14 protein-coding genes are annotated in these 20,130 nt (G+C 54.6%); 7 read left to right on the top strand and 7 right to left on the bottom strand.

What is annotated here, in order from left to right; all coding sequences use genetic code 11:
* Nucleotides 1-9: 9 nt before the first annotated feature.
* The 3 genes from QYC28_RS08555 to QYC28_RS08545 form a co-directional block, all read right to left on the bottom strand.
* Entirely contained in the window at nt 10-3,894 is a 3,885-nt protein-coding gene (locus QYC28_RS08555) for an EAL domain-containing protein (protein ID WP_302679309.1), read from the bottom strand.
* 165 nt (nt 3,895-4,059) lie between these two features.
* Entirely contained in the window at nt 4,060-4,782 is a 723-nt protein-coding gene (gene trmD / locus QYC28_RS08550) for a tRNA (guanosine(37)-N1)-methyltransferase TrmD (RefSeq protein ID WP_149819981.1), read from the bottom strand.
* The gene (locus tag QYC28_RS08545; protein WP_149819980.1) at nt 4,782-5,891 is read right to left on the bottom strand and encodes a S49 family peptidase; all 1,110 of its coding nucleotides are present in this window, start codon (nt 5,889-5,891) and stop codon (nt 4,782-4,784) included. The genes trmD and QYC28_RS08545 overlap by 1 nt, the downstream gene beginning before the upstream one ends.
* A 171-nt stretch (nt 5,892-6,062) precedes the next feature.
* Between QYC28_RS08545 and pipX the strand changes: the two genes are divergently transcribed.
* Both pipX and gor read left to right on the top strand, forming a co-directional pair.
* Entirely contained in the window at nt 6,063-6,332 is a 270-nt protein-coding gene (gene pipX, locus QYC28_RS08540) for a transcriptional coactivator PipX (protein ID WP_190278331.1), read from the top strand.
* 47 nt (nt 6,333-6,379) lie between these two features.
* Entirely contained in the window at nt 6,380-7,765 is a 1,386-nt protein-coding gene (gor, locus tag QYC28_RS08535) for a glutathione-disulfide reductase (RefSeq protein WP_302679308.1), read from the top strand.
* Here gor and ctpA read toward each other — a convergent pair.
* From ctpA to QYC28_RS08520, 3 genes are all read right to left on the bottom strand, one after another.
* A complete protein-coding gene (gene ctpA, locus QYC28_RS08530) occupies nt 7,752-8,990 on the bottom strand; it encodes a carboxyl-terminal processing protease CtpA (RefSeq protein ID WP_302679307.1) in 1,239 nt (412 codons plus the stop codon). The two genes, gor and ctpA, sit on opposite strands and share 14 nt — an antisense overlap.
* Nucleotides 8,991-9,055: 65 nt before the next feature.
* Nucleotides 9,056-9,919 carry a tRNA pseudouridine(55) synthase TruB gene (truB, locus tag QYC28_RS08525; RefSeq protein WP_149819972.1) on the bottom strand — a complete coding sequence of 288 codons (864 nt, stop codon included), beginning with the start codon at nt 9,917-9,919 and terminating at the stop codon, nt 9,056-9,058.
* Nucleotides 9,919-11,358, bottom strand: a complete 1,440-nt coding sequence (locus QYC28_RS08520; RefSeq protein WP_302679306.1) for a TolC family protein — start codon at nt 11,356-11,358, stop codon at nt 9,919-9,921. Before QYC28_RS08520 ends, truB begins: the two co-directional genes overlap by 1 nt.
* A gap of 147 nt (nt 11,359-11,505) precedes the next feature.
* Between QYC28_RS08520 and QYC28_RS08515 the strand changes: the two genes are divergently transcribed.
* The 5 genes from QYC28_RS08515 to QYC28_RS08495 all read left to right on the top strand — a co-directional run bounded on the left by QYC28_RS08515 (nt 11,506) and on the right by QYC28_RS08495 (nt 18,631).
* Nucleotides 11,506-12,144 carry a class I SAM-dependent methyltransferase gene (locus QYC28_RS08515; RefSeq protein WP_302679305.1) on the top strand — a complete coding sequence of 213 codons (639 nt, stop codon included), beginning with the start codon at nt 11,506-11,508 and terminating at the stop codon, nt 12,142-12,144.
* Between the two features lie 36 nt (nt 12,145-12,180).
* Nucleotides 12,181-15,051 carry an aminomethyl-transferring glycine dehydrogenase gene (gene gcvP, locus QYC28_RS08510; RefSeq protein ID WP_302679304.1) on the top strand — a complete coding sequence of 957 codons (2,871 nt, stop codon included), beginning with the start codon at nt 12,181-12,183 and terminating at the stop codon, nt 15,049-15,051.
* Between the two features lie 96 nt (nt 15,052-15,147).
* Nucleotides 15,148-16,599, top strand: coding sequence for a cytochrome ubiquinol oxidase subunit I (locus QYC28_RS08505; RefSeq protein WP_286625347.1), 1,452 nt, complete (start codon nt 15,148-15,150; stop codon nt 16,597-16,599).
* 11 nt (nt 16,600-16,610) lie between these two features.
* Nucleotides 16,611-17,624 (top strand): cytochrome d ubiquinol oxidase subunit II, encoded by a 1,014-nt coding sequence (cydB, locus tag QYC28_RS08500; RefSeq protein WP_149819962.1) that lies wholly within the window; start codon nt 16,611-16,613, stop codon nt 17,622-17,624.
* 176 nt (nt 17,625-17,800) lie between these two features.
* Nucleotides 17,801-18,631 (top strand): Tab2/Atab2 family RNA-binding protein, encoded by an 831-nt coding sequence (locus tag QYC28_RS08495; protein ID WP_149819960.1) that lies wholly within the window; start codon nt 17,801-17,803, stop codon nt 18,629-18,631.
* Between the two features lies 1 nt (nt 18,632).
* On the opposite strand, the gene QYC28_RS08490 is transcribed toward QYC28_RS08495, so the two are convergent.
* Nucleotides 18,633-20,123, bottom strand: a complete 1,491-nt coding sequence (locus QYC28_RS08490) for a hypothetical protein (protein ID WP_302679303.1) — start codon at nt 20,121-20,123, stop codon at nt 18,633-18,635.
* Nucleotides 20,124-20,130: the final 7 nt, after the last annotated feature.

Genomic DNA, 20,130 nt, shown 5'->3' with positions numbered 1-20,130 from the left:
GCCAATATTTTAGTGGGCTTTCAGGAGGGATGCGAGGGCTTCAGCAGGCATGGGTCGGGCAAAGAGATACCCTTGACCATAATCACACCCCAGTCGCTGCAGGATGTGCAGTTGCTCGTGGGTTTCAATCCCTTCGGCAATGACGCGGTAGCCCAACTCCTGAGCAAGGACTAAAATCATCTTGGTAATTTTGAGGTTGCGTTGGTTGTTTTCCAATTGCTGGACAAAGGCGCGATCCACCTTTAGATGGTGAATCGGTAGGCTGTGGAGATAACTCAGGCAGGAATAGCCCGTTCCAAAATCGTCAATACTAATTTCAATGTGGCGCTCCCGCAATGATTCTAGGAGGTTGAGCATTTCACTGCCCAACTCAAGGGCGATGCTTTCGGTGAGTTCTAGAACCAACTGTCCTCTGCCCAAGGGATACTGTTGCTGAATGCGGCTAAGGTGGTGGCGGAAACTGGGATGCTTCAGGGTCTTGGCCGAGACATTCACACTCAGGATCAAGTTGGCTGCTACTTGGGACTGCTGTTGCCACAACCAAAACTGTCGACAAGCCTGCTCCAGAACCCACTTGTCAAGGTCAACAATCAGCCCCGTATCCTCAGCAATTGAAATGAAAGCACCCGGCAGAATCAGTCCCCGTTCAGGATGTTGCCAACGCACCAAGGCTTCCATGCCCACCAGTTGTTGATCCGCCAAATTAAAAAAGGGCTGATAAAACAGCTGCAGTTCTCCATGGCTGAGGGCATGGCGCAGATCGTGTTCAAGGTGGAGGCGCTCTAGCACCTGTTCGTACATCTGGGCATTAAAGATGGCGTAGCGTCTTGTGGGATGAGCCTTGGCTTGATACAGGGCAATATCGGCATCCCTGAGGACAGCAAAAGCCGTTTCATAGTCGTTTTGGGCAAAGACCACACCAATACTACTGCTGAGGAAAATTTGCCGCTCCTCTACGACCAAGGGTTCTTGGAGGCAACGGGTAATTTGCTCGCAAAGGGCAATGGCACTCTCCAAGTTGGGTAAAGCGGTTGCCAAAATCACAAACTCATCTCCGCCGAGGCGAGCCACAATATGCCTATTTTCGATGAGACGCCGCAGCAAAGTGGCAAAGGCAATGAGTAGGCGATCGCCCACTGCATGGCCGAGGCTGTCATTGATCACCTTAAAGCGATCCACATCCAAAAACAGCACCGCATAGTGAAGCTCAGGATTGCTTTGAGCTGCGGCAATTGTGGCTGCCAACTGCTCCATGAAGTAGAGGCGGTTGGGCAACCCTGTCAGGGGATCGTGATAGGCCTCATGCTCTAGCTGCAATTGCACCTGTACCCGACTGGTGACATCGCGGGAACTGGTCTGCAACTGTTGCAATTGTCCCTGACTGTCGTAGCGGGGCTTGAAGAGGGTTTCTAGCCAGAGCAACTCCCGATTCGCTGTACAGGCTCGATGGGTGATGGGCCAAAACCGCTGCTGCTGAAGCATCTGTTGCAGTTCCTGCTTGACCCGCGATCGCTCTTGGGGATGGCACAACTGCGTAAAATGCTGACCAATGAGCCTCCCAGAAGACCAACCCAAGAGGGTTTCATAGGAGGGACTAACATACAAACACCGGCCTTCCCGATCTAAAAGGCACACAATATCGGTCATGTTTTCCGCCAGCAGTCGATAGCGTTCTTCGCTGTCGCGCAGCGCCAGTTCAGCAGCTTTGCGTTCGGTAATATCAATATGGGTACCCACCACCTTAGAGGGGCGACCCTGGGCATCCCGAATTAACACGGCATTGCTGTGGAACCAGCGGTAGCTACCATCCCGGTGGCGCAGGCGAAAATCAATGTCATAGTCCGCTTCACCGCGCAGAAATTGCTCGTAGGCCGCAAGGGCGCGATCGCGATCCTCGGGGTGCAGTCGCTCCTGCCAATCTGCACAACTGAACGCTTCAGCCGTAGGTAGATCGCCCAGCTGGGCTCTGTGGGTCGGCGAAACAAGCATGGTTCCCGTAGAGAGGTCATGAAAATAAAAGCCAATCTTGGAAGCACGGATAGCCACCTCTAACTGGGCCTGCTGCTCCTTGAGGCGCTCTTCGGCCAAATGGCGCTCAGTGACATCCAACATCACGGTGTACCAGACCACGGCCCCATTAGCCGCCGCTGTGGGCTGTCCGGCGCCCTCTAGCCAGCGCACTTCACCGCTGGTGGGATGAATAATGCGCCATTGCCAAAACCATGGCGTCAAATTTGCCGCAGAACAGAGAACCGATTGCCATGTGGCTTCCCGATCCTCTGGATGCACCAGCTGCCACAAACTTTCACCATCCTCAGCGGCCACCGCCGCGGGGATGCCCCAAAGACGTTCGCACATTGGATTCAGATAAAATACCCGATTGCGACCATCGGGGTACTGTTCATAGCGAAACAGGGCACCAGGGAGGTGAAGAGCCGTCAAGCGAAACCGTTCTTCACTCTTGCGCAATGCCGCAGCCAGACGGGAACGTTTAGCCAGTTCTTTGCGGGCTTGGGCGTATAGATTGGCCTGGTAAACCGCCACCTCCAGTTGGGTGGCAATGGTACGCATAAAATTGATTTCCACTTCTGACCACGTATGGGTTTGGTGCGGCATAAACAAACTCAGGCTGCCCCAAGGGCGCTCTTTAACAATCAAAGGCACCAGTAACCATGCCCCCGGCAATTGTTCCGCAAGGGCTCGATTCACTGCATCGGTCAGTTGGCAGGTGTCGGCGATGGCAACCACTTCTCCTGCCTTCAGCCGTGTGGCCAAGGGATTGTCCTGATCTGGGATTTCAAAGCCCAGAAACTGGGGGGTATTGGGATCGCTGTGATATTCGGCAACCGGCTGCCACACCTGCCTTTCCGGAAGGTAGCGAACCACACAGGCATCCCATCCCAGCCCTATTTCCACAATTTCCCGCACAGCGGTGCCAAAGATGGTTTCAAGGTCAAGGGAATTGCGCAGGGCTTGGATGACCCGATTGAGAGCCTGCTCACGCAGTAATTGATTTTTGAGCGCAGTAACATCTCGGCCGACGGATTGAATCCCACTGAGGGAACCATCAGCCGTAAAAACCCCTGAATTCAGCCACTGGATCCAGCGACTCCCTTTTTGGGGATGAGGTAGGCAACTTTCGCAGGTAAATAGGGGCGCAGTGGGCGTAAGCTGCATCACCTGTGCTTGGAAACAGACGGCATCTTCACAGCAGACCAACTCCCCTAAGGGGCGACCAATGACTTCAGCAGCAGAACAGTTAAAGAAGCGGCAGAAGGCCTCATTGGCAAATAGGATGGTGGTATCTGGGTGCAGGAATAAAAGAAAATCACCTTGGTCTTGGAAGATGCCGGAGTCACACTGCCCAGAATCGGGCTGCTGCTGACGAGAACAGGCAAGCCCTTGGGGCTGTGTTTCCTGAGGTTGGCGCCCAGTAATGTCCTGAAACGTGAGCACAATACACTGCAGATTGCTGCTGGGATCAAAAATGGGGCGGGCTTGGATTGCTAGGGTTAATCGCCGATCGCTCAACAGCAGATCTACGCCCACAGAACAGGGTTCTAAACGCTGGCGGACTTGCCTATTGGGCAACTCCTCCTTGGGGTAGGGGCGATCGCTACCGCAGTAATAAACCTGCAGATTTGCCCAAATGTCGGCTGCCGCCACTTGGGGATCCGTCACCGCCAAGAGTCTTTGGCCAAAGGGGTTAATGTAGCTAATTTCCCCCGCAGGATCAGCAAGAGCCACAGCAATTGGTAACGCCCCTAGGATTGCTGTTAGGTAGTGCCCCCCATCACTTTTCCCCATTCCATCTGACCGGTCGATCACTGAATCTGCACCGCCACTGGCATTGGGGGTGGCAGGCCTTAGGAAAGCAGGGGACAAACTATCCATAGGATTAATCGTAGGAAGTTACTGGGGCTCCTGACTAAAGCTAACCGCAGCAGCTTTCGGATTAGACATTATAATTACGATGATACTTGCTATTATTTTTTTTTTTTTTTTTTTGACATATAACTGATTTATAACTGATTTTCTTAAGAAGTATAAAGTAATTTCCTATTCTCCTTCCTTGGTTTTGAGTGTGGCTTCCTGCTGAGCCAGCCAGCGCGCATACAGATCTGGGCGGCGTTGGTGAGTGCGTTCAATTTGCTGTGCCCGCCGCCAAGCCGCAATTTCCCCATGGTGACCAGAAAGTAAGACCGGCGGTACCGTCCACCCCCGAAACTCTGCGGGTCGAGTGTAGTGGGGATAGTCCAATAGACCGTCCTCAAAACTGTCTTGATGCAGGGAAGCCGCTTTGCCCACCGTGCCGGGCAGCAGTCGCAGCACACCATTGAGAATCACCAGAGCTGGAATTTCCCCACAGGTCAGGACAAAATCGCCAATGGAGATTTCTTGGGTCACCAAATGCTCGACGACCCGCTCATCCACGCCCTCATAGTGACCACAGAGAATCACTAGTTGATCTCGCTCCTGCGACCAATGCCAGAGGTGCTGTTGGGTCAGGGGTTGCCCTTGGGGGGTGACATAGATCACTTCACGGCGGGGCAAGGAGGGCAGCGATTCCACCGCCGCAAAGAGGGGTTCAGGCTTCATCACCATGCCCACACCCCCCCCGTAGGGTTCATCATCCACCCGCTGGTGCTTATCAGTACTAAAGTCACGCGGATTGGTCAGGACGACCTCGGCAATCCCCCGTGCCAAGGCTTTGGCCATTAAGCCACTGCTGAGGGGGGAGGCAAAGAACTCTGGAAAGAGGGTAATAATATCGAAACGCATCACTGGGGACGGCACGACAGGGAACCATAGTAGGCAAGGGCGCGCAATTGGCTGAGGGCACACAGTTGCTCTTGTTTCCACACCTGCTGGGTTTCTGGTGCTGGGGGAGGTGACTGAATGCCAAAGAGTTGATTGATCAAAGGGGAGCGATCGCGCCGAAAACGTACGACCGCATACTCTCCTTCCTTGAGCTTGGCAGCACTAGCAAGGGCACTGAGGGTGTCTGGACGGCTGCGGGTGCCATCAATGAGGCGATAGCGCTGCGCCTGCTCGTTACTGAAAATCATCGCACCCATTTCGTTGCGAATAACGCTGGGATCAATGCCCCGTGCCTGCGCCACATGATTAATAAACTTGCTGTACTCCTGTTCAAGGCCGGCTTGGAAGACCTCAATTTCTTGGGGGGTGAGGCGACGGAAGGGATTGCCAATATCTTTGCTACGACCGGCGCTCAGTGTCCGTTCTTCAATACTGTTGGCAGTAACGCCTCCCATCAATAGGCCATTATCGAGACTGGTGGGGCGATCGTAGTAGAAAACACTAGGGCCGAGAATGCCAATACTGCCAATCATGCTGCCGTGATCAGCGTAGATCCGATCCGCTGTCACCATAGCCCAAACGCCACCGGAGGCAGAAATGCCCTCAATAAAGGCATAGACCGGTTTTTGGGTGGCTGCGCGGTAGCTCCTAATACCTTCGGCGATCGCCTGGGAGCCAAAGATCGTGCCGCCGGGAGTGCTGATATTAACAAAGACGGCTTTAATCGTTTCGTCCTTAGCGGCCTCTGCCAACTGCTGCTGCACTTCATAGCCGTAGGTGACACCGACAAGGGGCGCAAAGAAGCTATCTTCTTCGTTTTGCGGGCTACCGAGAATTGGCCCAGTAATGTCAATTCTGAGAATGCGATCGCGACTGCTCTCCTTGCCGCTGACGTGCTCGTAGGGACTGGTTTCACTAGCAGGTGCCAACAAGACTCCGAGGAGGGCAAAGAAGATCGTGGCACTGAAGCCCACCACCCCCAACGTGAAAAAAAACGTCAGCGTGCCAAAAAAGATCACACCACAGCGGTGAAACACACTGGGCCAAAAGGGGGGAAGGGAGCGCGTCATAGAGGAGGAAAGGGTTTAGTATGATCTGAAAAGTTTTCAGTTAAATGTTTTACTTATTTTAGCCGCCACTTGCGGTTTTCTTCTGTTTTTGCCCCTCACAAGCCACCCTTGCCGTGTTGACCTGTCACGATCCTTTTGCGAGGTAGATTCTCTCTACTAATGAAACCCTCGATGACCGCTGAGCAGTATCTCAATCACCCCACCTTTGGCTTGCTTTATGGGGTGTGCCCTATTGATGAGCATCGGCAACTCTTTACAACGTTGTATGCCCAGCGGCTTTTCTTTATCGTCAACCAGCGGCCGACGGGGATGGCGTTTGAATCGATTAGTCGAACTGATGCGCGCATGCTCATTGAACAGCGGTTGCGATCGCTGCGCCGTCTTGGCAAAACTGCTGAATACCAAGCCCTACAAGCGATTCATCGCCAAGCCTTCATGTAACCCGATCCAGATTTCGCTAGACTGAGGCTAGGTTTTGGGGAGCAAGGATGAGCTACGACTATGACCTATTTGTGATTGGTGCCGGCTCCGGTGGCTTGGCGGCCTCAAAGCGGGCAGCTTCCTACGGCGCTAGGGTGGCCATTGCCGAAGGGGATAAAGTTGGCGGTACCTGTGTGATTCGGGGGTGTGTCCCTAAAAAGCTCATGGTCTATGGCTCCAAGTTTAGCCACCTCTTTGAAGACGCTGTCGGCTATGGCTGGCGCCCCGTTGAAGCCAAGTTGAACTGGGAGCGACTGATTCAAGCAGTGAACCAAGAGGTAAATCGTCTCAGCCAACTGCACATTAGCTACCTTGCCAAAGCCGGGGTCGAACTGCTGCCCTTTTTTGCCCGCTTTGCTGACCCCCACACCCTAGAACTCGTGGATCGCCAAGGACAGGTACAGCAGCGAGTGACAGCGGCGAAAATCTTGATTGCCGTCGGGGGGGAAGCGATTAAGCCCAATGTGCCGGGCATTGAACACAGCATTACCTCGCGGGAGATGTTTTTGTTGCCCAAGCAGCCAAAGCGCATGGCTATCCTTGGGGGCGGCTACATCAGTGTTGAGTTTGCCGGCATTATGCAGGGACTCGGCACGGAAGTCATTCACTTTCTGCGGGGCGATCGCCCCCTGCGCGGCTTTGATCAAGACATTCAAGATGGTGTCTATGAGGGGATGCTTCGCCACGGCATTGATGTCCGTCCCCAGTGCCACATTACAGGCTTGAAGCTCACCAAGAAGGGCAATATCCGCATTCGCTACGAACAGCAGGGGCAAGCCTGTGAAACTAAAGTTGATACGGTGCTGTGTGCCGTGGGGCGTGCGCCCAACTTGCAGGGGCTAGGTCTTGATCAGGCGGGGGTGCATCTTACGGCCAATAGTCAAGGGATTGTCGCCATTGCTGTGGATGAATACTACCGCACCAATCAAGAACACATTTTTGCTGTGGGGGACTGCACTAACCGCGTCAACCTCACTCCCGTAGCCATTGCCGAAGGACGCGCCTTTGCTGATACGCAATTTGGTAATCTACCGCGCACCTTGAGCTATGAGAATATTCCCTCGGCGGTGTTTTCCCAGCCGGAGGCGGCTTCGGTGGGGCTGTCTGAGGCGCAGGCCAAGGCGAAATTGGGGGAAGAGAATGTGAAAATCTACCGTGCGGCCTTTCGCCCGATGTACCACAGTCTCACGGGTCGAGATGAAAAGGTGATCGTCAAATTGGTGGTGGAGAAAAATACGGAGTGGGTGCTCGGTGCCCACATGGTGGGGGATCATGCGGCTGAGATTATTCAAGGGATCGCGATCGCCCTCAAAATGGGCGCCACCAAGAAGGACTTTGATGCCACGATGGCCATTCATCCCTCGACGGCGGAGGAGTTTGTCACCCTGCGTTAGCAGCGACTTGAACCGGACTGTGGAGCAGCTCTAGGGCCGCCAGATATTGGGGATCTGCTGCTGTACCCATGGCCACCAGACTCTCGGGAGCATCGAGAACCCGCCGATCTGGCTCAATCCCCACTTTGTTGATGTTGTGGTGATTGGGGGTTTCGTAGTGGGCAATGGTAACCGCAAGGCCAGAGCCATCACTGAGGTTAAAGAGGGACTGAATCGAGCCTTTGCCAAAGGTGCGATCGCCCACCAGTCGAGCACGGCCATGATCTTGCAGGGCAGCGGCTAAAATCTCACTGGCACTGGCGGTTCCGCCATTCACGAGGACGACGAGCGGGTCATGGGTGAGGGCACCGCCATTGGCATTGAGGCTATCAATGATCCCTTGGCGATCGACGGTATAGACAATGACCCCCGAATCCAACCACAGTTGAGCAATTTCCACCCCCGCCTGCAACAGTCCCCCCGGATTATTGCGCAGATCAAGAATGTACTCCTCCACTCCCTGCTGCTCTAGCATTTGAATGGCTTTGCGCATCTCTGTGACCGCCATAGCGCTAAATTGACCAAGACGAATATAGCCAACGGTGTGCCCCTGCACTTGGCGAACCTCAGCCATGACCGGATTAATCTCAATGTGTCCCCGTTTCAGGGTGATTTCTTGAGGAGCTTCACTGCCCCGTTGTAACAACAAATGCACAGCAGAACCGGCGGCTCCCCGCATTCTTTCGGCGGCTTCATCAAGGCTGAGCTGGGTGGTGGAGACGCCATCAATGGCAAGAATGCGATCGCGGGGTTGAATCCCCGCTTCAGCAGCAGGGGAGCCATCAATGGGAGCAATCACTTCGAGGATACCGGTTTCAGGGTCAGTGCTAATTTGCAAGCCGACACCAGTGAGTTCCCCAGCTGTGGTGGTTTGCAGGCTACGAAATTGGGCGGGGCGCAGCAGCCGTGTAAAGGGATCCTCTAAACTCGCCAACATGGCTTGAATGGCCTCGTAGGTTGCTTCGCGATTGGGTAGGGGACGTTTCAGTGCCTTTTCGCGCACCAGCCACCAGTTTTGGCCATTAAAAGAGGGATCCACGTAGGCTTGGTTAACAATGCGCCATGCCTCATTAAAGAGTTTTTGTTCCTCCGTCAGGGCGATCGCCGAGTCAGTGGGGAAAATGCCCCAGACTCCCACCAAGACCACTAAACAACAAATGAGACGTTGCAGCCAACGAACCCCCATTCCTTCACCTGCTGATTGCTTCTTTTTCCTAAGCTAGCACTAGAAAAATGTTTCGGAAGACACCGTTATGCCTTGAGAACCACCTTAGGATGCAGGCGATCGCCCCCACTCACTCCGATCCCCACACAGGTAGTGGCAAAGGTGACGCCCACGAAACTCTCCGCCGGCGGTAGCCCCTCACCAATCACGGCGCGGCCATGATACCAGTCGTTGAGTTGTACTGCATTGAGTTCAAGCCACGGTAGATGTGAGAGAACCGCTTGGGGCGGGCGCAGTGGTAAATGCTCTGGCGAAATGCTTTCTAGGGAATGGCTCTCCTCAATCCTCAGGCCACCACTTTCAATCCGTTGCAGGGCTGCCAGCGTTCCCCCTACCCCCAGTGCCGCCCCCAAATCGCGGGCAAGGGCGCGAATATAGGTGCCACCGCCACAGGTAATGCGCAGGGTCAATTCTGGGTAGCATCCTGCTTGCCAATCTAAGACATCAATGCTGTACACCTCAACGATCCGCGGCGGCACGCTCACGGCTTCACCCGCACGGGCACGGGCATAGAGCCGCTGACCATCCACTTGAATCGCACTATAGGCGGGGGGATATTGCTCAATCTCGCCAATGAATTGGGGAAGCTGTTCCTCAATGGCCTCAAGGGTGAGGTAACTGGCAGATTGTTCTTGGCAAATGTCACCCGTAATGTCATCCGTGGTTGTGGTGATGCCAAAGCGCACCGTGCCAATATAGGCCTTGCGATCGCTTAAATAGGGGAGGAGTCGCGTCGCTGCACCAAGGGCGATCGGCAGTACCCCTGTAGCCATCGGATCCAAGGTGCCCCCATGACCGATGCGTTTGAGCCGCAGCCGCTTTCGCAGTTCGTTAATGCAGTCGTGGGAAGTGCAGCCAGCAGGTTTATTCAGATTCAAAAAACCAAACATCAAGGCGTTGCCGTCAAGGGTAAGCCACTCACAAAGCGTTGCAGGGCAGCGATCGCTCGGTTGTAGTCAATGGTAGAACTCAACAGGTTGCTCTGGGCTTGAATCAGAGCCGTTTCTGCATTGCTCACCTCCGCTTGGGTGCCAATCCCTGCTTGGAAGCGCAGACGGGCAAGGCGGAGTCCCTCCGTGGCTTGGCGCACCGCCACTTCATTGGTGCGGATATTTTCCTGACTGGATTTGAGCGTGTAGTAGGCCTGCTCCACTTGAAAGCGAATTAAGTTGCGAAAGGCGGCATACTGGGCTTCAGCGATCGCGGCAGCGCTTTCCTGCTGGGCAGCACTGGCACGGGAGACCCCGCCATCAAAGAGGGTCAGGTTCATTTGACCCCCAACGGTATATCCCCAACGGGGTGCCCTCCCATCTGTGAGGCTATCAAGGGTGTTAAAACTTCCGCCGGCCACCAACTGCGGTCCTAGATTCCCCAAGGCCACCCGGCGCTGCTGCAGTGCTGCATTCCGTTGGGTCAGTTGTTGTTCCAGTTCCACGCGATTGCGAAAGGCGAGGGCAATGCTCTCCTCAAGGGAGAGTTTCCATTCTCCAACTACCCGAATGGGGTCAGCCGCCCGCACATTGGCTTTGTCATTGAGACTGAGCAGCTGTGCCAGTTGGCGTTGAGCCGTTTGCAGTTGGCTTTGGGCTTGCACGAGTTGCTGTTGGTTATTGGCCAGTTGCACCTGTGCTGTGAGGACATCGAATTGCGTGCCTAAGCCAGCCCGTTCGCGGGCGATCGCATCCCGTAAGCTGATTTGGGAGTTTTGTACCGCTGCTTCGCCAATGCGCACCAGCGCCTCCGCCTGTTGAATGTTGTAGTAGGCATTGGTGACATCCTGCCGCAGTTGTTCAAATTCTCGCTGCAGATCCAGTTCGGCATTGCGCACCTGTTCCTGTGCTGCTTTGATACTGCCATCCCGTTGGCCAGAGGTGAAAATGTTGTAGCCCAGTTGCACCGTGCTGGTCCAAGTATTGCTGGTGGGGTTGGTTCGCAAGGGGGGTGGTAGTTGGGCATTTTGCAGCCGAATCGCTGCTGAATCTGTGCGACTAATCCCCAATTGCAAGGAGATGCTGGGATAGAGAGCCGCCGCCGCTTGGCGCAGAACGGCCCGACTTTGTTGCAGTTGTGCCTCAAGGATTTGCAGTTGGCGGTTATTCCGCCGCGCCAGTTCAATCGCTTCGTTGAGGGTAATGGGGCGATCCAAATCAATTTTTACTTGATCGGGACGACTGGGGAGATGGAGGGGATCGGGATTGGGATTGAAGGGCAGGAGATCGGTGGCCGTAGGGTTGGGTTGGGCGATCGCCCCCCCGCTCATGGTGATCAAGACCCCCACAAGGCTCCCCAGCAGCAGACTGCTTTGTTGGCAGATGGATGGTTGACCCATGCTCACTCCCGACACCGTTACAACTACGGATTCTCGCTACCACATAAGACTATAACAGTCCTTTCTCAAGGAATCGTTGCCAAAAAGGCGGTACACTGACACTCAACTGGTTCCAATTCTGCAAAATTCAAGGCTTGATCCAGCGCTGTGGCAACCATTTTACGCACTTGGAGCTATCAATATCCGTGGCTCTACGACACCATTAGTGACCTCGCAGCAATAACGGTCGGGGGGAGCGATCGCCTGCATCGGTTGGCTTGGCAAGATTTGGACTTACCCCGCAGTGCCACAGTTTTAGACCTTTGCTGTGCCCATGGCGTTGTCACTCAAGCCTTAACTCAAGCCTTTGATCAGGTCACTGGTTTAGATGCTTCACCGCGGGCGATCGCCCGTGCTCGGCAGCGCGTGCCCCAAGCCACCTATGTGGAAGCCTTTGCGGAGAAGATGCCCTTTGGCGATGCCACCTTTGATCTGGTACACACTAGCATGGCGCTGCATGAAATGACTGCGGAACAACTGCGTGCCATTGTGGCGGAAGTGTGGCGGGTTCTCAAGCCCGGTGGCTGGTTTGCCCTGATTGATTTTCATCGTCCCCAAGTGCCCCTCTTTTGGCCGGGGATGGCCCTCTTTTTCTGGCTCTTTGAAACGGAAACCGCTTGGCAACTGCTGCAAACGGACTTAGCTGAGCAGCTACGGTTACAGGGCTTCACTGTCGAGCGGCAGACCTACCACCTCGGGCGCAGCTTGCAGGTTCTCCATGCCCGCAAACCCTGCCCAAAGAATTAAGATATATGAACGATTTACAACACGAGTGCGATAGCGATGGTTAGTTCACTGCCCCAACTGGAGATCAACTTAGAGACCGATGCCGAATTTGTCGCGCGGCACATTGGCATTACGCCCACCGATCTACCCAAAATGTTGAGCCTGTTGGGGTATGGCAGCCTCAAGGAGCTGATCACTGCCGTCATTCCCCCGGAAATTCGCTTGCAACGCCCTCTCGCTCTGGGTGAAGGTCTCAGTGAAACAGCAGCCCTGCAAAAATTACGCACCCTTGCCCAGCAAAACCAAGTTTGGCGCAGCTACATCGGCATGGGCTATTACAACTGCATTACGCCGGCGGTGATTCAGCGCAACATTCTGGAAAACCCCGGCTGGTACACCCAGTACACCCCTTACCAAGCGGAAATTGCCCAAGGACGCCTCGAAGCCCTCCTCAACTTTCAAACCCTTGTCAGCGATCTAACGGGCTTGCCCATTGCCAATGCCTCTCTCCTTGATGAGGCGACGGCTGCCGCTGAAGCCATGACGCTGAGCTTGAATGCCTGCCGTCAAAAGGGAGCCAACCGCTTCTTGGTGGCGCAGGATAGCCATCCCCAAACCCTAGCAGTGCTGCGCACCCGTGCCCTGCCCCTTGGCATTGAGATTGTACCCATTGACCCGATCGCCAGTGAATTGCCTTGGGAGAATGCCTTTGGCCTGCTCTTGCAATATCCCGCCAGCGATGGTGCGGTGCGATCGCCCGAAGCCCTGATTGCCGCTGCCCATGAACGGGGACTCTTGGTGACGGTGGCCACTGATTTGCTGGCCTTGACACTGCTGACACCGCCGGGAGAATTGGGGGCAGATATTGCCGTCGGCAGCTCCCAGCGTTTTGGTGTGCCCTTGGGCTATGGGGGGCCTCACGCCGCCTTCTTTGCCATCCGGGAAGACTTTAAGCGGCAATTACCCGGACGACTAGTGGGGGTTTCCCACGATGCCTTGGGTCAAAAAGCATTGCGCCTTGCCCTGCAAACCCGTGAGCAGCATATCCGCCGCGAAAAGGCCACCAGTAACATCTGCACTGCCCAAGTTCTCCTCGCAGTTGTTGCCAGTATGTACGCCGTCTATCATGGAGCCGCGGGGCTGCGGCAAATCGCTGAGCGCATCCATCAACGGGCAGTGACCCTAGCAGCAGGCTTAGCAGCAGCGGGCTATCCACTCTACCATTCTGAGTTTTTTGACACCCTACGCATTGGCTTGGGGAACCTGCCAGTACAGGTGCTCAAGGAGCGGGCAGCAGCGGCGCAAATCAACCTGCGTTACTTTGAGGATGGCAGTGTCGGCATCAGTTTGGATGAGACCACCACCGAAAAAGATGGGGCGGATTTACTGGCGCTCTTTGGCACAAGTCCTGTGGCAGTTGCCGCGGGCGATCGCCTGCCGCCAACGCTGAAACGCCAATCTGCCTACCTGCAACACACAGTCTTTCAGGAGTACCACAGCGAACACGCCCTACTGCGCTACATTCACCGCCTTCAGGCCAAGGATCTCTCCCTCACCACCTCGATGATCCCCCTTGGCTCCTGCACCATGAAGCTCAATGCCACTGCGGAAATGCTGCCCATCAGTTGGCCAGAATTCAATCAACTGCATCCCTTTGCCCCTGCCGAGCAAGCCCAAGGCTATCAGCAGCTGTTCCGTGAGCTAGAGGCAATGCTGGCAGAAATTACCGGCTTCGATGCCATTTCCCTACAACCCAATGCCGGTTCCCAAGGGGAATATGCCGGACTCTTGGTGATTCGCCAATACCACCACAGCCGCGGCGAAAGCCAGCGCAATGTGTGTTTGATTCCCACCTCTGCCCATGGCACCAACCCTGCCAGTGCGGTCATGGCTGGCATGCAGGTGGTGGCAGTCAATTGCGATGCCCAGGGCAATATTGATGTGGCGGATCTGGCGGCCAAGGCGGAAACCTATAGCGATCGCCTAGGGGCCTTGATGATCACCTATCCCTCGACCCACGGCGTCTTTGAAACGGGAATTCGCCAAATTTGTGAGATCATCCATCGCTACGGCGGTCAAGTCTATATGGATGGTGCCAATATGAATGCCCAAGTGGGGCTGTGCCGTCCGGCGGACTTTGGTGCCGATGTCTGCCATCTCAACCTCCACAAAACCTTTTGTATTCCCCACGGCGGCGGTGGGCCGGGGGTGGGACCCATCGGGGTCAAGGCGCATTTAGCCCCCTTCTTGCCAACCACACAGCTGATTCCCCAAGGATCGGAAATTGGCCCGGTGACTGCCGCCCCTTGGGGCAGTGCCAGTATTTTGCCGATTTCGTGGATGTACATTACCCTGATGGGGGGGGTGGGGTTGACACGCGCCACCGCAATTGCCATCCTCAATGCTAACTACATTGCCAAACGCCTTGAACCCTACTACCCGGTTCTCTACAAAGGTGCCCACGGTTTGGTGGCCCACGAGTGCATTCTTGATCTGCGTCCGCTGAAAAAATCCGCGGGAATTGAGGTGGAAGATATTGCCAAGCGGCTGATGGACTATGGCTTCCATGCCCCCACCATTTCTTGGCCGGTGCCGGGCACGCTGATGATTGAACCCACTGAAAGTGAAACCAAGGCGGAATTGGATCGCTTTTGTGAGGCGATGATTGCCATTCGTGCCGAAATTGCTGAAATTGAGGCCGGCGTCAGCGATCGCCAGCAAAATCCCCTGAAAAATGCCCCCCATCCCGCCCTGATGCTGGCCACAGAGCCATGGCCTTACCCCTATTCACGGCAAGTGGCCGCCTACCCCGCCCCTTGGCTGCGGGAGTACAAATTCTGGCCAGCGGTAGCCCGCATTGACAATGCCTATGGCGATCGCCACCTCGTGTGTAGCTGCTCAATGCCCATGACCCCGCCAGACTCTTAAGCAAAGCTGAAATTTTTGCAGCGGTTCGCCATTCTCCTTGTCACCGCTCAAAGGGGGTTGCTAAAAGTAAGGCAGATCAACCCCTAGGGTGGTGTTATGACCTTGGCTAGTCTCGATACCGTTGTTCTCTCCCGTTGGCAATTTGCCCTCACAGCCATTTTCCATATGCTCTGGCCCGTCCTCACCACGGGGATGAGCATTTATCTCGTGGTCATTGAGGGACTGTGGCTAAAAACCAAAAACCTGACCTACTATCACCATGCTCGCTTTTGGTCAAAGCTGTATATCCTCAACTTCGGGATTGGCGTGGCTTCGGGGTTACCCATGGCCTTTCAATTTGGCCTCAACTGGGCACCCTTCTCAGAAGCAGTGGGGGATTTCTTCGGTACCGTCTTGGGGTTTGAGGGCACCATGGCCTTCATGCTGGAAGCCAGCTTCTTGGGCATTATGATTTTTGGCTGGCAACGGGTACCGCCAGTGATGCATTGGATTTCGACCATCTGTGTCGCCTTTGGTGCCAATCTCTCCACCTTCTGGATTCTCTCGGCCAACTCATGGCTGCAGACACCAGCGGGGGGCGTCTTTGTCGAGGGTAAGTTCCGCGTTCAAGACTACTTCCAAGCGATCGCCAACCCCTTCATGGTCAAGAGTTTTTTCCACATGTTCTTTGCCACCCTAGAAACCTCGCTGTTTGTTATTGGCGGCATTAGTGCTTGGTATCTACTGCAAAATCGCCTGCCCAATTTCTTCACGAAATCCCTGAAGGTGGTGTTGGTGATGGCCTTGGTGATTGCCCCCCTACAGGTGTTTGTCGGTCACCTCAGTGCTGAGCAGGTCTATCACTACCAACCCGCCAAATTAGCCGCCATGGAAGCCCTGTGGGAAACGGTGCCAGCGGGTACACCTGCGGACTGGAGTGTGATTGCCTTACCCAATGAGGCCGCCCAAGCAAATAGCTTGGAAGTGAAAATTCCCGGCCTGCTGAGCTACCTACTGGAGTTGAAACCGCAGTTAGACACACCGATCTTGGGCTTGAAGGAGTGGAACGCTAGCGATCGCCCCCATTTGATTGGCCTGATTTACTATTCCTTTCGCCTGATGGTGGCCATTGGTCTGTACCTCGCGGCTCTCGTGATCCTCACTGTTTTTGTCTGGTGGCGCACTGGCCTCGAGGGCGATCGCCTGCGCAATTACCAGTGGCTCTGGTGGGGCTGGATCTTTGCAGGACCCTTGGGATACCTTGCCGTCGAAGCCGGTTGGATTGTCCGCTGTGTCGGGCGTCAACCGTGGATTGTCTATGGCCAGTTGCGGACAGCAGAAGCGGCCTCCAATTTACCGCCCCAAGTGGTGCTTTTTTCCCTTAGTGGCTTGGTTGCCCTGTACACCATTTTCTTCTTTGCGGCTCTTTTCTTTGGCAGTCGCATCATCCAAAAAGGCCCCAATGTTGCCTTGCCGGTGCCGGGGCTGCACAATGCTGAACAACTGGAAATCCGCATCAAACTAGCAGAGCACCAACCGGATCGCCGTCCCCTAGAAACTCAACAATAAGGGAGTACACCATGGAACCGAATCCCCTTGCACCCTTGGAGCACTTTTTGCCGCAGGTATGGTTTTTTATCCTAGGGTTGTTCCTCTTTCTCTACATTCTCCTAGATGGCTTTGACCTAGGCATTGGCATTCTCTCCCTCACCAGTAGCGATGAACGGCGCCGCAATATCCTCATGACCAGCCTTGGCAATGTTTGGGATGCCAATGAGACGTGGTTGGTGCTGATGGGTGGGTCGCTCTTTGGTGCTTTTCCCTTGGCCTATGCCACCATCCTCAATGCCCTTTACCTACCCGCAGTGATTATGGTGGTGGGGCTAATTTTGCGGGCAGTGTCCTTTGAGTTTCGCGAGAATGCCAATAATAAACGGGTGTGGAACCTTGCCTTTGGCATTGGCAGTTTTTTGGCCGCCTTGGGGCAGGGCTTTGCGGTGGGCACTGTTTTTGAGGGCATCAAAGTAGATGCTGCGGGTCACTTTGCGGGCGGCATGTGGGATTGGCTGACGTGGCACTCGGTGTTGGTGGCACTGACGCTGATTCAGGGCTATGTGCTGATTGGGTCAACCTATCTGATTTACAAAACCACAGGTGAGTTGCAGCAAACCCACTACCGCACGGCCACGATTGCAGCTTGGACAACGTTTATCGGTGCTGTGTTGATTACCATTAGCGCCCCCATTTTCCATGAGCACCTGCGTGCCCAACTGTTTCAGCCACCGTTATTCTACATTTTTGCCGCGATTCCCATTTTGGGGGTGTTGCTGATTTTTCTATTGCTGCGTAGTTTACAAAAGCGTGAAGAAGTCATGCCCTTGGTGTGGACGTTTTTACTGTTTCTCCTGTCATTTATTGGCTTGGGCTTTGTGATTTTTCCGAACATCATTCCCCCCAGCGTCACCATTTACGAAGCTTCAGCCTCTCCCAGTGCCCAAGTCTTTATGCTGATTTTCGTCGCTTTCTTAATCCCGATTATGCTGGCTTATAACCTCTATAATTACCTCGTCTTTCGTGGCAAAGTTGTGGCCTAGGTATAGAAGGAATTCAGGCCTAAAACACCCTAGCCGAGGAGGCAAAACAAGGCACAATAGCAACAGATAGCCTTTTTCTCTCGCTTGAGGACGCATCAACAGAATTAGCGGCAAGCTGAGCGGCTTTCAATGGTTGTGAAAAGGCTGTTAACTTCCTTTGCTGCTCATTTCCGTCCATGTCCTGTTGGCAAGTTGACCTTTACCGTCGGCCTTTGCGTACCCCCAGTGGCCTTGATCTGTGGGAACTCGTGATTTGTGACCCTGAGGAAAATTTTTACTACACGGCTTTTTGCCCAGAACCCCTCGTGAGCAGTTCATGGCTGGCCACAGAGTTCAAAAGTTGCGGGCAGCCCCTACCGCAGCGGGTACAGGTTTTTCGTCCCCAGAGTTTAGGCCTCGTGGAAGTGGTTTGCCAAGAACTCAACCTTCCCCTCGAAGCCACCCGCCGCACCCCGGCTCTAAAGCACTACCTGTGCCAACGTGCTCAGGCGTATCCCAGTCTAAAAACCTACACCGGTGAAGCCTACGATCCATTGGCCATTGAGCAGCCGCCGCCATTGCCCCTGCCCGAGGATATTTGGGGAGATTCTTGGCAGTTTGCAGCAATTACTCCCCCCGACTTGGCACAACTGATGCAATATCCGCTGCGGATTCTGGCCTTTGAAATGGCAATGTTGCCAGAGGCTTTGGGCTTGGCTCCCGATACGTTGATTCCGGGAATTATTCTCTATGGCGGTCGCAAGTCCCTGAAGCTGGCGCGGTGGTTCCAAGAGCAACTGCCCTATCGCTTAGAGTTTGTGCCGGGGCGACCCTGTGGGGTGGTGTTGCACAGCGGCTTGCGCGATCGCTGGGTCTTTTTGACGTTTGACAATGCTGAGATTTCCCAAGCGGGAGAACTCTTTCGCGATCGCCTGCGCGCCACTCAGGGTCTGCACTTTCTCCTCATCCAACCGACTCCCAATGACACCACCTACACGGCTCTCTGGCTGCTCCAACCCCTTGAATAGCCTAAGGTTTGAGCCGTCCCTGTTCTAAGCTTTCCTGCAGGGCACGGGTTTCATCCAAAACCGTTTCAATGCCTTCAAGGTGGGTCTGCCGCACAAAATTAATTTTGATTTCCTCTAGCCACACCACCAGCAGATCTTGAATCACCTTGCCCACCTGTTCCTCTTGGAGTTCGGCGCTGAGGGTTTGGCCAAATTTTTGCGCCAGTTGACTCACCAGTAATGCCCCTTCGCGGGGTGGATTGCCTTGGTTTTTGCTCGCTTGCTCCAATAGCAGAAAGAGGCGATCGCTAATCTCCTTGGTAAGGGATTGGTGCCAGTGGCGGGGTAAGGCCTCAAGGGATGGAATTTCCAATAACCGCCGATAGGGGGGCGCTTGCCGCAGCACTTGATCGACACTGTAGGCCACTAAGCCTTCCACTTCTGGTCGCAGTTGGGGGATCACGCGGTAAATCACCACCTGCCCAACCAAGGCTGCCAGTTCCCCCAGTTCATCAATGTCATTGAGCGTCTTGCTCCCTTGGCCGCCAGAGACACGCGGTAGCCAGCGACTCAATTGGCCGCGACGGATTGCTTTTTGCAGTTGGGTGAGGACTTGCAGGACAACCACTTCCGAAATATCGGTGGCGATCGCTGCCACTAAGCCCTGAGAGGCCTGCCGTTCAAGACTATCAAGGCAAATAATATCCGCTTGATCAAGGCGAATCGTGACCGGGATAATCCGTAGCCACGCCCAAGTGGGTGCCAGCCACCAAAAGGGGAAAAAGAGCAGCACATCGTACCAGCGCCAGAACATAGCATCCCGCCAGCGGGCACCGCGATATTGGCGACTCAGCCAAAACGTGCGTCCCAAGAATTCCACAAAGAAGAGGAGATTAAAGGGAATATCAATGGCATCAAAGTGGTCAATAAAATCCCCATCTTCACCGTAGCGGCGCCAATAATTGGTAGCCATCAGGGGAATGATCTGCGCCTCAAACCAAGCAAGGTTGGTCTGCCAGTCCCGCTCATTGATGTACTCGTCACTCCAAAAACGCTCAAAGGACTGTTTAGAGGAGGCATTGCGATCGCCAAAGACCCGCAGCCGCATCAGGTTCTTGATCCGCTCAAGGGTGCCAGTCTTATTGGCAAGGGCAAAGGGGTTAGTATCCACCATGGTTTTGCTCTGCTTGCGCAACTCAGCCAAGAGTGCTTGAGTAGCTGGCGCATCGACCCCTTCAGCGGCAATGGTTTGCCGGAGTTGGTTGACCGTGTTGATGTACTGCTGGGTTGCCCGGTGGGGTTCGATTCCCTTAATGGGGTCATAGAGAGGGGTAATCGGCAAAGGCTGGGGCAGATAAATCACCCGCTGAATCAGGGGAATGCGGACTTTTCCCAAAAGCCAGAAGTCCCGTAGGGGAATATAGGTGAGATCAAAGAGCACCAACAGAAAATTGGCGCTGGCAATGGCCACCATGATCCGCTCATAGGTTCGATTCAATGGTTTATCAAACATCTGGCTC

This window comes from Thermosynechococcus sp. HY596 (genome assembly GCF_030518715.1).
Taxonomy (GTDB): domain Bacteria; phylum Cyanobacteriota; class Cyanobacteriia; order Thermosynechococcales; family Thermosynechococcaceae; genus Thermosynechococcus.
The sequence above is the reverse complement of the archived record's forward strand: the minus strand, read 5'-3'. Positions and strand labels throughout refer to the sequence as shown.